Raw genomic sequence first — 12457 nt, forward strand, 5'->3', positions numbered from 1 at the left:
TCCCGAGGCAAAGCCAATGGCCACCGCCGCTCCCGCTTACGTTGCGCATCCGCCGCTCGAGGGCGCCGCCCGCGTCTGGGGCACGATCGCGCTCTCGGCCGCCACCTTCATGAACGTGCTCGACTCGTCGATCGCCAACGTGTCGCTGCCGGCCATCTCGGGTGACCTGGGCGTGAGCACCACGCAGGGCACCTGGGTCATCACCAGCTTCGCGGTGGCCAACGCCATCGCGGTGCCGCTCACGGGTTTCATGACCCAGCGCTTCGGCCAGGTGCGCCTGTTCATCGCGAGCGTGGTCCTGTTCATGGTCGCCTCGCTCCTGTGCGGGTTGGCGCCGAACATGACGACGCTGATTCTGTTCCGCGCGCTGCAGGGCTTTGTTGCGGGCCCGATGATTCCGCTGTCGCAGACGCTGCTGCTGTCGAGCTATCCGCGCGCCAAGGCGGGCCTTGCGATGGCGATGTGGTCGATGACGACGCTGGTCGCGCCCGTGATGGGGCCGCTCCTGGGCGGCTGGATCACCGACAACATTTCGTGGCCGTGGATTTTCTACATCAACATCCCGGTGGGCATCGTGGCCGCGGCCATCACCTGGGCGCTCTACCGCAAGCGCGAGAGCACCACGCGCAAGGTGCCGATCGACGCCATCGGCCTCGCGCTGCTGGTGCTATGGGTCGGCTCGATGCAGCTGATGCTCGACAAGGGCAAGGAGCTGGATTGGTTCCACTCGCCCGAGATCATCACGATGGCGGTCATCGCGGTGGTGGGTTTCGCGTTCTTCCTGATCTGGGAGCTGACCGACAAGCATCCGGTGGTCGACCTGTCGCTCTTCAAGCGCCGCAACTTCTGGTCGGGCGCGGTGGCCACAGCCGTGGCCTACGGCCTGTTCTTCGGCAACGTGGTGCTGCTGCCGCTGTGGCTTCAGCAATGGATGGGCTATACGGCCACGCAAGCGGGCATGATCATGGCGCCGGTGGGGCTGCTGGCCATTCTCTTCTCGCCGCTGGTCGGGCTCACGGTCGCCAAGATCGATCCGCGCCGCTACGCGACCTTCTCGTTCCTGGTGTTTGCGCTGGTGCTGTGGATGCGGTCGAACTTCAACACGCAGGCCGACTTCGTGACGATCATCATCCCGACGATCATCCAGGGCATTGCGATGGCGTTCTTCTTCATCCCGCTCGTGACCATCACGCTGTCGGGCCTGACGCCCGATCGCATTCCGGCCGCGTCGGGGTTGTCGAATTTTCTACGGATCACCGCGGGCGCCATGGGTACGTCGATCACCACCACGCTGTGGGAGAACCGGGCCGCGCTGCATCATTCGCAGCTGGCGGAGTCGGTGAACCTGGGCAACAACGCAGCGGCCAGCGCCATGTCCGGCCTGGCGAGCAGCGGCCTCAGCACGGAGCAGGTGCTGGGGCAGGTCAACCGCGTGGTCGACCAGCAGTCGTTCATGCTGGCCACCAACGACATCTTCTATGCGTCGGCCATCCTGTTCCTGCTGTTGATTCCGCTGGTGTGGCTGGCAAGGCCGCAGCGCGGCGGTGCGAGCGGCGACGCCGCGGCCGGGGCGCACTAGCTGGGCGCGTGAAGAAGAAAGGCGCGCTTCTTCAGGCGCCGAGCGCCCGCAGCACGTCGTGGCACGCACCCATGGTGTGGTAGTCGGTCTTGCCGGCGGGGCTCTTCTCGTCGCTCAGCTTGCGGTTGTCGGGCGTGAGGATGCGATACCACGCGCCGTGCCGGTGGTCGACGAAGTGCTCCCAGCTGTAGGCCCAGATGCGGTCGTACCAGTTCCAGTAGGCGTCGTCGCCGGTGCGCACGGCCAGGAGGGCAGCGGCGGCAAAGCTCTCGGCCTGCACCCAAAAGTACTTGTCGCCATCGCACACGGCGCCATCGGGGTCGAATCCGTAGACCAGCCCGCCGTTGTCGGCGTCCCAGCCGCGCAGCATGGCGGTGTCGAAGAAGTGCCGGGCGCGCGGCACGATCCACTCCGCCTCGCGGCCCGCCGATACCAATGCGCGCTCTAGCTGCAGCAGCAGCTTGGCCCACTCGGTCAGATGGCCGGTCTGGAAACCCCAGGGCCGAAAGATGTTGCTCTTGTCGTTGCGGTTGTAGTCCCAATCGACCGACCAGTCTTCGCGGTAGTGCTCCCACACCAGCCCATCCGCGAGCGCGGCCTGCCGGCCGGTGACCGATTCTGCGAGCGTGAGCGCACGATCCAGATAGCGCGTCTCTTGCGTCGCTTCGAATGCCGCAAGCATCGCCTCGCAGGCGTGCATGTTGGCGTTCTGACCCCTGTAGGAACTGACATGCCATTCGGCATCGGCCTCGTCCGCATAGAGCGCATGTTGCGGTTCCCAGAAACGCTGTTCCATTAGATCCCAGGTGTGTGCCAGTCCCGCACCCGCTTCGCCGATGCCGGCCATCAGCGCGTGCGCATGCGCGAGCAGCACGAAGGCGAGGCCGTAGCAATGGTTCGTGCCGTCCTGCACCGTGGCACGTGCGTCGTGCCAGTCGATCTGCCAGGCATAGCCGCCGCCCGGCTGCGCGTGCGCATGCTGCACGAAAGCCAGGCCGTGGCGTGCCGCCGCAAGGTCGTCCGGCTTGCCGAAGCGCCGATAGGCCATCACGTGGTTGAAGACGAAGCGCGTGCTGCTGACCAGGTGCCGTGTGCGGCGGTCGTACACCGTGCCGTCGTCCTTGAAGAAATGGAGGAAGCCTCCTGATGAGTCGCGGCTGACCGGCTCGTAGAAAGCCAGCGTGTGCAGGATGTGGCCTGTGAGGAATTCGGGTGATCGGAACTTCGGCATGGGGGTAGAGCTCAAAACCGGCGAGTCATTGCCATTGTGACGACAGTCATCGATGCAAGGCAGTGATGGCGCGCACAAGTTGCACTGCAGCATAGGCATTTGCCCCAGTATGCAAGCGAGAGACGCCCACCAACAATCAGGCCGCGCTCGGTAGTGGCGCATCGAGATGGACTGCATGACCGACATATCTTTTCTGAACCCGGGCGATTTCGCGAGATGAGCGACGTCATCCTCGAAACACGCCAGCTCACCAAGGAATTCAAGGGGTTCACCGCGGTCAGCAAGGTCAACCTGTCGGTGGTGCGCGGCTCGATCCATGCGCTCATCGGGCCCAATGGCGCCGGCAAGACCACCTGCTTCAACCTGCTCACCAAGTTTCTCGAGCCGACCACCGGCACGATCCTTTTCAACGGGCACGACATCACGGGCGAGCGGCCGGCGCAGATCGCCCGGCGCGGCATCATCCGCTCGTTCCAGATCTCGGCGGTGTTTCCGCATCTCACGCTGCTCGAGAATGTGCGCCTCGGGCTGCAGCGCGCGCTCGGCACCTCCTACCATTTCTGGAAAAGCGAGAAGACGCTGGAGCCGCTCAATGCGCGCGCCCGCGAACTGCTGGCCGAGGTCGGCCTCGCGCATGAAGCGAATGAATTGACGGTGAACCTGCCCTACGGCCACAAACGCGCACTCGAGATTGCCACCACGCTGGCCATGGACCCCGAGCTGATGCTGCTCGACGAACCCACGCAGGGCATGGGCCACGAAGACGTGCATCGCGTCGCAGAACTCATCAAGCGCGTATCCGCCGGCCGCACCATCCTGATGGTCGAGCACAACATGAGCGTGGTCTCGACCATTGCCGACACCATCACGGTGCTTCAGCGCGGCGCCGTGCTGGCCGAAGGCCCCTATGCCGAAGTCTCGAAGAATCCGCAGGTGATGGAAGCCTACATGGGCACCACCGACGGCCAACTGCAAGGCGCACATTGATATGACCGCCGCGCTTGAAATCAAGGACCTCCACGCCTGGTACGGCGAATCGCACGTGCTGCACGGCGTGAACATGGTGGTGCAGCCCGGCGAAGTCGTCACGCTGCTCGGCCGCAACGGCGCCGGGCGCACCAGCACGCTGCGCGCCATCCTGGGCCTGACCGGCTCGCGCAAGGGCAGCATCGAGGTCAACGGCGTGCAGACCATCGGCATGGCCACGCACCGCATCGCGCACCTGGGCATCGGCTATTGTCCGGAAGAGCGCGGCATCTTCGCCAGTCTTTCGGCCGAAGAGAACCTGCTGCTGCCACCGGCGCTCAAGGGTGCGGGGCAGGGCATGTCGGTGGCCGAGATCTATGAGATGTTTCCCAACCTGGCCGAGCGCCGCAACAGTCCGGGCACGCGGCTGTCGGGCGGCGAGCAGCAGATGCTCGCCGTGGCGCGCATCCTGCGCACCGGCGCCAAGCTGCTTCTGCTCGACGAAATTTCCGAAGGCCTGGCGCCCGTGATCGTGCAGGCCCTCGCGCGAATGATCCACACGCTGCGGGGCAAGGGCTACACCATCGTGATGGTGGAGCAGAACTTCCGCTTTGCCGCGCCGCTGGCCGACCGCTTCTACGTGATGGAGCACGGCCGCATGGTCGAGGCTTTCGGCGCCAAGGAACTCGACGCCAAGATGCCCGTACTCAGCGAACTGCTGGGCGTGTAGCCGAGCTGTGCCAAACCGATTTCCCTGTTGACTCTCTCAACCATCCCAGGAGACACCATGCAAAACAAACTCAAGATCATTGCACTCATGCTCGGCGCCGCGGGTCTTGCCAGCCATGCCGTGCAGGCGCAGGAGAAGGTCGTCATCGGCTACATCAGCGACCTCTCGGGCCTCTATGCCGACCTGGAAGGCAAGGGCGGCGCAACGGCCATCCAGATGGCCATCGACGACATGGGCGGCAAGGTGCTGGGCCAGCCGGTGGAAGTGCTGAGCGTCGACCACCAGAACAAGCCCGACATTGCCGCTTCGAAGGCGCGCGAATGGATCGACACGGCCGGCGCGACGATGATCTTCGCCGGCACCAACTCGGGCGTCGCACTGGCCACCTCCAAGGTGGCGCAAGAGAAGAAGCGCGTGTTCTTCACCAATGGCGCGGCCACCTCGGCGCTGACCAACGCGCAGTGCAGCCCCTATACCGTGCACTACGCCTACGACACCGTTGCGCTCGCCAAGAGCACCGGCGGCGCCGTGGTCGATACGGGTGGCAAGAGCTGGTTCTTCCTGACGGCCGACTATGCCTTCGGCCACGCACTGGAGGCAGATACGGCCAAGGTCGTCAAGGCCAAGGGCGGCACGGTGGTGGGCACGGTGCGTGCTCCGCTCAATGCATCCGACTTCTCGTCTTTCCTGCTGCAGGCGCAAAACTCCAAGGCCCAGGTGCTCGGCCTCGCCAACGCTGGCGGCGACTTCATCAATTCGATGAAGGCAGCCAAGGAGTTCGGCATCGACAAGTCGATGAAGGTCGCGGGTCTCCTGGTCTTCCTCACCGACGTCAAGAGCCTGGGACTGCCGGCCACGCAAGGCCTGCTGCACACGACCAGCTGGTACTGGGACGCCGACGACGAGTCCCGCAAGTGGGCAGCGCGCTACGAAGCCAAGACCAAGAACAAGCCGACCGACATCCAGGCCGCCGACTACTCGGCCACCATGGCCTACCTCAAGGCTGTGGAAGCCGTAAAGAGCACCGACGCCGACAAGGTGATGGCGTACCTCAAGAAGACGCCGATCAACGACTTCTACGCCAAGGGCGTCATCCGCCCCGACGGCCGCATGGTGCACGACATGCTGCTGGCCGAGGTCAAGAAGCCCTCGGAATCCAAGGGCCCGTGGGACCTGCTGAAGATCGTCAAGAAGGTGCCTGGCGACCAGGTGTATACGACCAAGGAAGAAAGCACCTGCGCGCTCTGGAAGTAACTGTTGCCCGCTCCCCAGTCTTCGCGCACTGCGTGTCGCTTTGCCAACCCCGCTGAGCGGGGCGCGGTCCGGCCGCTTCGGACGGCCGCGCGCGGCCGTCCTCGCGCGAAGTCATTGCTGTCTTTCTGAACCTCGTTTTTCACGATGAACATTTCCATGCCCGCCCTGTTGAGCCAGCTCCTGTTGGGGCTGGTCAACGGGTCGTTCTACGCGATCCTGAGCCTCGGGCTGGCGGTGATCTTCGGTCTGCTCAACGTCATCAACTTTGCGCACGGCGCGCTGTTCATGATGGGGGCGGTGCTGTCGTGGATGGCGATGAATTATTTCAACGTCAACTACTGGGTCATGCTGGTGCTGGCGCCGCTGATCGTCGGCCTGTTCGGCATGCTGATCGAGCGGCTCCTGCTTCGCTGGATCTACAAGCTCGACCACCTCTACGGCCTGTTGCTCACGCTGGGTCTCACACTGCTGATCGAAGGCGGCTTCCGTTCGGTGTACGGCGTGTCCGGCCTGGCCTACAACACGCCAGAGGCGCTGAGCGGCGGCACCAACCTCGGCTTCATGTTCCTGCCCAACTACCGCGCATGGGTGGTGGTGGCATCGCTGGTCGTGTGCTTTGCCACGTGGTATGCCATCGAGAAGACGCGGCTCGGCGCCTACCTGCGCGCCGGCACCGAAAATCCGCGGTTGGTAGAAGCCTTCGGCGTCAACGTGCCGCTGATGGTGACGCTGACCTACGGCTTCGGCGTAGCGCTGGCGGCTTTTGCTGGCGTGCTCGCCGCGCCAGTGATCCAGATCTCGCCGCTGATGGGGCAGAACCTCATCATCATCGTGTTCGCAGTGGTGGTCATCGGTGGCATGGGCTCGATCATGGGCGCCATCCTCACGGGCCTGGGGCTCGGCGTGATCGAAGGGCTGACCAAGGTTTTCTATCCGGAGGCCTCGGCCACGGTGGTGTTCGTGATCATGGTCGTGGTGCTGCTGATCCGTCCGGCCGGCCTGTTCGGCAGCGAGAAGTGAAGTCCATGAAGAAAATATCGCTCGTCGTCTATGGGGTGCTTCTGCTGGCGCTCATCGCCGCACCCTTCATAGGCTTCTATCCGGTGTTCGTGATGAAGGTGCTGTGCTTCGCACTCTTCGCCTGCGCCTTCAACCTGCTGCTGGGCTACACCGGCATGCTGTCGTTCGGCCACGCCGCGTTCCTCGGCGGCTCGGCTTACCTTACGGGCCAGGCGCTCAAGGTCTGGCATCTCACACCCGAGCTCGGGCTGATCCTGGGCACGCTGGCCGGTGCGCTGCTGGGGCTGGTGTTCGGGTGGCTGGCAATTCGCCGCCAGGGCATCTACTTCTCGATGATCACGCTGGCGCTGGCGCAGATGATGTATTTCGTCGCGCTTCAGGCACCTTTCACCGGCGGTGAAGACGGCCTGCAGAGTGTGCCGCGCGGCAAGCTCTTCGGCATTGTCGATTTGCGCGACGATCTCACGATGTACTACGTCGCGCTGGTCATCGTGGTCGCGGCCTTCCTCCTTATTGCGCGTACCGTGCATTCGCCTTTCGGGCAGGTGCTCAAGGGCATCAAGGAGAACGAGCCGCGCGCCATTTCACTCGGCTACGACGTCAACCGGTTCAAGCTGCTGGCCTTCGTGATCTCGGCCGCGCTGTCAGGCCTGGCCGGCTCGCTCAAGACCCTGGTGCTCGGCTTCGCCTCGCTCAGCGACGTGCACTGGACCGCCTCGGGCCACGTGATCCTGATGACGCTGGTGGGCGGCCTCGGCACGCTCTCGGGGCCGCTGGTGGGTTCGGCGGTCGTCGTGCTGCTGGAGAACAAGGTCGGCGACTTCGGCACCTTCATGGCACGCGTGACCGGTGTCGACTGGTTCAACACGCTGGGTGAATCGGTGACCATGGTGACGGGCCTGATCTTCGTGGTCTGCGTGCTCGCATTCCGCAAGGGCATCATGGGCGAGGTCATCGCCTTTTTCGACCGCCGAAAAAGCAAGGTCTGATGCAACGAAGAAGGCGGACGGTGTCCGCCTTTTTCGCATCTGGGGCAGGCCCGTTCAGGGCAGCGCCGTGATTCGGTTGGTCGAAGGCGGCGCGAGCGGGCTGTTGGCCTTGATGTAGGCCTCCAGCGCATCCACGTCCTGATCGCCGCCGAGCGTGTCCGTGCCCTGGTTGAAGACCGTGAAGTTGTCTCCACCGGTGGCCAGGAAGCTGTTCATCGTCACGCGGTAGTTAGTGCCGTCGGCCATCGCGGTGCCGTTGAGCGCCATGTTGCTGATGCGGGAGCCCGCGGGCGCCGAGAGGCTGTAGCTGTAGCTCAGGCTGCGAGAAGGCAGCAACACCCTGGGTGAAGCGACCGTGTTGGTGCCGCTGTTGAACTGCTGCTCCAGCAGTGCCTTGATCTGCGCTCCCGTCATCGTCTTCACCACCAAGCTGTTGCCGAAGGGCTGCACACTGAAGATCTGGCCATAGGTCACGCTGCCGTCACCGGCCGGCACGAGGTCGGCGCGCACACCGCCGGGGTTCATCAACGCGATCTGCGCGCCGCCCTTGTTGCTTGCGCTGGTGGCGTCGAGCTGCGCATCTGCGACCAGGTTGCCGAGCACGTTCTCGCGCGAAGCCGTCTGCGTCCGCGTGGCCGGGCCGGAGAGCGTGCCAACCACCCGCTGCACCAGCGGCGCTGCGATCGAGAGGTATTGGCTGACGAGCGCGGCCACCTGCTGGTTCTTGCCGAACGTGGGGTACTGGTCGGTCAGTGCGACGGTGCTGGCGCCGCTTGTGTAGGCCTCGCCCTGAACGATCACGTTGTCGGCCGACTTGGCCGTGACCTTGCGGGTGCGCGTGTCGATCGTCAGGTTGATGTCAGTCAGCAGAGTGCCGTACTGGCCGGCGCTCGTCAGCAGGAAGGGCTTGGCCGGGTTTGTCTTGCCGTAGTCGCAGATGTACGAGCGATGCGTGTGGCCCGAGATCACTACGTCGACCGACGCGTCCAGCTTGTCGAGGATCGGAACGATGTCGCCGCTCAGGCCGGCGCAGCTCTTGTCGTTGTAGCCCACCGTGGTCGTGCCGCCTTCGTGGACCACCACGACGATGGCGTCCGCGCCCTGGGCCTTCAACTGCGGTATCAATGCGTTGGCCGTGTCCGCTTCGTCCTTGAAGCTCAAGCCGGCAACGCCGGCGGGCGTCACGATGCTGGGCGTTCCCTTGAGGGTCATGCCGATGAACGCCACCTTCACCGTGGCGCCATCCTTCGTGAAGGTCTTCATGCCCGTGGCGGGAAACAGCGTGGTGCCGTCGGTCTTCACGGTATTGGCCGCGAGGAAGCCGAAGTTGGCGCCAGGAAAGGCCTTGTTGACCCGGCAGGGCTCCAGCGGCGTGTTCTTGGCGCAGCCGCCGTTCTTCATGCGCAGGAGTTCGGTCTGGCCCTTGTCGAACTCGTGATTGCCCACGGCGTTGAAGTCGATCTTCATCTCGTTCACCGCCTCGATGGTCGGCTCGTCGAGGAACAGCGCCGACACCAGCGGCGAGGCGCCAATCATGTCGCCGGCGGAAACAACCGCGTTGTTCTCGTTTTTGGCTTTGAGCGATGCGATGGCCGAGGCGAGGTAGGCTGCACCGCCGGCGGGCACCGCAACCGTGCCGCCGCTCTTGGCCGGGGCGGTGATGGACAGCCTGGGCGGCTCGAGGTTACCGTGCAGGTCGTTGAAGGCGATGAGCTTCACGTCCACGCTGCCGGGCGCGGCCGATGCTGGCGCCGGCGCTGGCGGCGCGGGGGCCGGTGCGGGCGGTGCGACGACCGGAACGAAGCCGTTCGAATTGCTATTGCTTCCGCCGCAGGCGGACAGCGTGGCCAACACGACCCCCGCCAGGACGAGATGTGGTTTCAACGATGCGTGCATGAGCCTCTCCTCTTTGTGTGGAATGCAGCGCATGCTGAAGATGGCAGATGACGTCGCCGTGACGCCGCGTTGCGAACGGGTTCTCAAGGCAGGGAGATCAGGCGAATGGTCACGCCGCGGCCGAAGGCGCGTTGCAGCAGCTCGCTGGCTCGCGCACTGCGTGCGTCGCCGGGCGACTGCACGGCGAGCCACCCGTCGTCGGCTCGGCGTTGCAGATGCCAGCCCTCCTGCCCCAGTTGGAGGACAGCGGCAAGCGCCGCAACGTCCGCCACCGGCAGTGCTGCGGGCGTGATGTCCAGCCAATCCACCACCTGATCGGCTTCGCCGCCGAGCCTTGCCGTCGCGCCTTCGACGAGCGCGTGCTGCGTGGCAGCGTCCCTCACCGCCCCCTGGAGGATGATGCCGTTGCCATGCCAGCGGATTTCAAGCATCGCGGTGTTCTCCGGCGGGGCAGCACGAAGCGCAGTCGCAAATGCCCATGCGACGCCCGCTGCAGCGGACAGGACAAGCACGAGCAGCAGAGCGATGTTGATGATCGGGGGTCTGTTCTTCATTCGAGCCTTGGCGCACAACGCGCACGTCGAACGTCGAGTTCAGGGGCTCGGCATGACCGCGTGATGACAGGCCGGGCTGCTTCGTGAGGTCAGAGCCGCAGCGGTGCGGCGTAGCCGGTCATCTCCAGGTAGCCACGGCCGATACGCCGCCCTTGCGCATCGAGCAGGTCGCTCACGCCTTCCCAGTACACCCCGCCGGTCGAGCCGCGGCTGTCGAGCTCCTGGTCATCGAGCAGGGCGCGCACTTCGAAGATGCCTGACGGAGTTTCCACGCGCCACTGCGTCGGATACTTCGCCTGTGTGCGCGGGCTGGTCCAAGCCTTGGCGCCGTCAAAGCGCACCTCGTCGCTGCCGAAGCTGCGCAGCGCGCCGTCGCGCGTGCGAAACGAGCCGCCGCTCCACAATGCGCTGCCGTCGCGCCGCCGCAGGCGAAAGGCGGTGAGGGCGCTGCCGTCGTCCAGGTTCATGCCGATCCAGTCCCAACCCACAGCATCGGGATGCATCAGCGCCTCGCTCCATTCGTGGTCGAGCCACGCGGTGCCGTCGACGTCGAAAGCCTGGCCCTTCTTGAGCGTGAGCTTCCCCTGTGTCCTCAACTGGGGTTCGCTGTAGTAGTAGCTCGCCTGTGCTTCTTCCGGCCCCTTGCGAGAGAGTCCAGCCTTGCCTTGCAGCAGGACCGGTTGCGTGGGCGTGAAACGCAGGTCGAACGAGAACTCGCCGGCCGGGACGCGCGCCGAATAGCTGCCGTCCTTGTTGCGCAGCAGCGACCAGTCGCGCAGGCGCACATCGGTATCGGCCTCGCTCGCCGACGCAATGCCGAAGCCCGCGCGCGCGATGCGCTGCTCGTGCAGCAGCACGCGACCTTCCAGGTCGGTGACGGCCGCGTGCGCGAACACGAGGTGCTTGGCCGCGAAGGCCGAGCGCAGGCCTTGAGCCGCATCGACGCGCGAACGGAAGAACGTCACCTGGAAGCCGAACTCGCGTCCCGCCGCCGACTTGGCGTGGCCCGTGATGTACCACCATTCGGTTTGCAGATCGGGATGGCTACCGAAGTCGCGCGGGAACTGCAAGGTGCGCTCGGGCAAGGCCCAGCTTTCGGGCGCGGCCGCGGCAAGCGCCGCGAGAATCAAGCTGCGCCGCGAAAGATGGCTGAAGGCCCGCGCTGGCATTACTCCGCAACCAGCGCGTCGATGCGCTGCTGCGCCGGACCGATGTCGCCGAATGCGTTCTGCACCCATGCGGCATCGTGATAACTTGGCAGATAGCGCTCGCCTGCGTCGCACAGCAGCGAAAGAATGGAACCCTGCTTCCCGGTAGCGCGCATCTCGCGTGCAATGGCCAGCATGCCGACGAAGTTGGTACCGGTCGAAGGGCCGACCTTGCGTCCCAGCAGCGCCGAGAGCGCATGCATGGCGGCCACCGAATCGAGGTTGGGCACTTCGATCATGCGGTCGACCAGCGTGCGAATGAAGCTCGGTTCCACGCGCGGCCGTCCGATGCCTTCGATGCGCGAGCCCGCCGCCGTCAGCGTCGGGTCGCCGGTGCGGTGGTAGGCGGAGAACACCGAGCCCTCGGGATCGGCCACGCACACCTGCGTGTCGTGGCAGCGAAAGCGCACATAGCGCCCGATGGTGGCGCTGGTGCCGCCGGTGCCCGCGCCCACCACGATCCACGCCGGCACCGGATGCCGCTCGCGCGCCATCTGCTGGAACATGCTCTCGGCAATGTTGTTGTTGCCGCGCCAATCGGTTGCGCGTTCGGCATACGTGAATTGGTCCATGTAGTGGCCGCCGGTTTGCTCGGCGAGCGCACGCGCTTCTTCGTAGACCTGCGCCGCGTGATCGACGAAGTGGCAGCGCGCGCCGTAGAAGGCGATCTGCGCCACTTTTTCGGGCGAGGTGCTGCGCGGCATCACGGCGATGAAGGGCAGGCCCAATAGACGCGCGAAATAGGCTTCGCTGACCGCCGTCGAGCCGCTCGAGGCCTCGACGATGGTGGTGCCTTCGCGCACCCATCCGTTGCACAGCGCATAGAGAAAAAGCGATCGCGCGAGGCGGTGCTTGAGGCTGCCTGTGGGGTGGGTCGACTCGTCTTTGAGGTAGAGGTCGATGCCTTGGGCGGCGAGCGTTGGCAGCGGCAGCGGGATGAGGTGCGTGTCGGCGCTGCGGTGGTAGTCGGCTTCGATGCGGCGGATGGCTTGGCTTTGCCAAGTGGGGAGTGCTTGCGGCATATGGATGT

The 12457-nt window shown here is 65.1% G+C and carries 11 protein-coding genes; 6 read left to right on the plus strand and 5 right to left on the minus strand.

Annotated features, from left to right (window positions below; translation table 11 throughout):
- Positions 1-16: 16 nt before the first annotated feature.
- Complete coding sequence (locus ASC78_RS20035; protein WP_055805206.1) at positions 17-1579, plus strand: DHA2 family efflux MFS transporter permease subunit; 1563 nt, start codon at positions 17-19, stop codon at positions 1577-1579.
- Positions 1580-1610: 31 nt separating this feature from the next.
- Here ASC78_RS20035 and ASC78_RS20040 read toward each other — a convergent pair whose 3' ends face one another.
- Positions 1611-2810, minus strand: coding sequence for an AGE family epimerase/isomerase (locus ASC78_RS20040; RefSeq protein WP_055805209.1), 1200 nt, complete (start codon positions 2808-2810; stop codon positions 1611-1613).
- Positions 2811-3026: 216 nt separating this feature from the next.
- Here ASC78_RS20040 and ASC78_RS20045 point away from each other — a divergent pair, with 216 nt between their 5' ends.
- The 5 genes from ASC78_RS20045 to ASC78_RS20065 all read left to right on the plus strand — a co-directional run bounded on the left by ASC78_RS20045 (position 3027) and on the right by ASC78_RS20065 (position 7769).
- Positions 3027-3797, plus strand: a complete 771-nt coding sequence (locus ASC78_RS20045; protein ID WP_055805213.1) for an ABC transporter ATP-binding protein — start codon at positions 3027-3029, stop codon at positions 3795-3797.
- Position 3798: 1 nt separating this feature from the next.
- Entirely contained in the window at positions 3799-4506 is a 708-nt protein-coding gene (locus ASC78_RS20050) for an ABC transporter ATP-binding protein (protein WP_055805216.1), read from the plus strand.
- Positions 4507-4563: 57 nt separating this feature from the next.
- Positions 4564-5760, plus strand: a complete 1197-nt coding sequence (locus ASC78_RS20055; RefSeq protein ID WP_055805218.1) for an ABC transporter substrate-binding protein — start codon at positions 4564-4566, stop codon at positions 5758-5760.
- A gap of 144 nt (positions 5761-5904) precedes the next feature.
- Positions 5905-6780 carry a branched-chain amino acid ABC transporter permease gene (locus ASC78_RS20060; RefSeq protein ID WP_055805221.1) on the plus strand — a complete coding sequence of 292 codons (876 nt, stop codon included), beginning with the start codon at positions 5905-5907 and terminating at the stop codon, positions 6778-6780.
- 5 nt (positions 6781-6785) lie between these two features.
- Positions 6786-7769 (plus strand): branched-chain amino acid ABC transporter permease, encoded by a 984-nt coding sequence (locus ASC78_RS20065; RefSeq protein WP_055805224.1) that lies wholly within the window; start codon positions 6786-6788, stop codon positions 7767-7769.
- 54 nt (positions 7770-7823) lie between these two features.
- Here the strand turns inward: ASC78_RS20065 and ASC78_RS20070 are convergent, their stop codons facing one another.
- The 4 genes from ASC78_RS20070 to ASC78_RS20085 all read right to left on the minus strand — a co-directional run bounded on the left by ASC78_RS20070 (position 7824) and on the right by ASC78_RS20085 (position 12449).
- The gene (locus ASC78_RS20070) at positions 7824-9665 is read right to left on the minus strand and encodes a bifunctional metallophosphatase/5'-nucleotidase (RefSeq protein ID WP_055805226.1); all 1842 of its coding nucleotides are present in this window, start codon (positions 9663-9665) and stop codon (positions 7824-7826) included.
- An 83-nt stretch (positions 9666-9748) separates the two neighbouring features.
- Positions 9749-10219, minus strand: coding sequence for a hypothetical protein (locus ASC78_RS20075; protein WP_055805229.1), 471 nt, complete (start codon positions 10217-10219; stop codon positions 9749-9751).
- A gap of 89 nt (positions 10220-10308) precedes the next feature.
- Positions 10309-11388 (minus strand): lipocalin-like domain-containing protein, encoded by a 1080-nt coding sequence (locus ASC78_RS20080; RefSeq protein ID WP_055805232.1) that lies wholly within the window; start codon positions 11386-11388, stop codon positions 10309-10311.
- On the minus strand, positions 11388-12449 hold the full coding sequence (locus ASC78_RS20085) for a PLP-dependent cysteine synthase family protein (RefSeq protein ID WP_055805235.1): 1062 nt from the start codon (positions 12447-12449) through the stop codon (positions 11388-11390). Before ASC78_RS20085 ends, ASC78_RS20080 begins: the two co-directional genes overlap by 1 nt.
- Positions 12450-12457: the final 8 nt, after the last annotated feature.

It is taken from the genome of Variovorax sp. Root318D1 (assembly GCF_001424835.1).
Taxonomy (GTDB): Bacteria; Pseudomonadota; Gammaproteobacteria; order Burkholderiales; family Burkholderiaceae_C; genus Variovorax.

Coding starts and splice junctions, on each gene's coding strand:
- ASC78_RS20035 (WP_055805206.1), top strand. CDS start 17: ATGGCCACCGCCGCTCCCGCTTACGTTGCGCATCCGCCGCTCGAGGGC.
- ASC78_RS20040 (WP_055805209.1), bottom strand. CDS start 2,810: ATGCCGAAGTTCCGATCACCCGAATTCCTCACAGGCCACATCCTGCAC.
- ASC78_RS20045 (WP_055805213.1), top strand. CDS start 3,027: ATGAGCGACGTCATCCTCGAAACACGCCAGCTCACCAAGGAATTCAAG.
- ASC78_RS20050 (WP_055805216.1), top strand. CDS start 3,799: ATGACCGCCGCGCTTGAAATCAAGGACCTCCACGCCTGGTACGGCGAA.
- ASC78_RS20055 (WP_055805218.1), top strand. CDS start 4,564: ATGCAAAACAAACTCAAGATCATTGCACTCATGCTCGGCGCCGCGGGT.
- ASC78_RS20060 (WP_055805221.1), top strand. CDS start 5,905: ATGAACATTTCCATGCCCGCCCTGTTGAGCCAGCTCCTGTTGGGGCTG.
- ASC78_RS20065 (WP_055805224.1), top strand. CDS start 6,786: ATGAAGAAAATATCGCTCGTCGTCTATGGGGTGCTTCTGCTGGCGCTC.
- ASC78_RS20070 (WP_055805226.1), bottom strand. CDS start 9,665: ATGCACGCATCGTTGAAACCACATCTCGTCCTGGCGGGGGTCGTGTTG.
- ASC78_RS20075 (WP_055805229.1), bottom strand. CDS start 10,219: ATGAAGAACAGACCCCCGATCATCAACATCGCTCTGCTGCTCGTGCTT.
- ASC78_RS20080 (WP_055805232.1), bottom strand. CDS start 11,388: ATGCCAGCGCGGGCCTTCAGCCATCTTTCGCGGCGCAGCTTGATTCTC.
- ASC78_RS20085 (WP_055805235.1), bottom strand. CDS start 12,449: ATGCCGCAAGCACTCCCCACTTGGCAAAGCCAAGCCATCCGCCGCATC.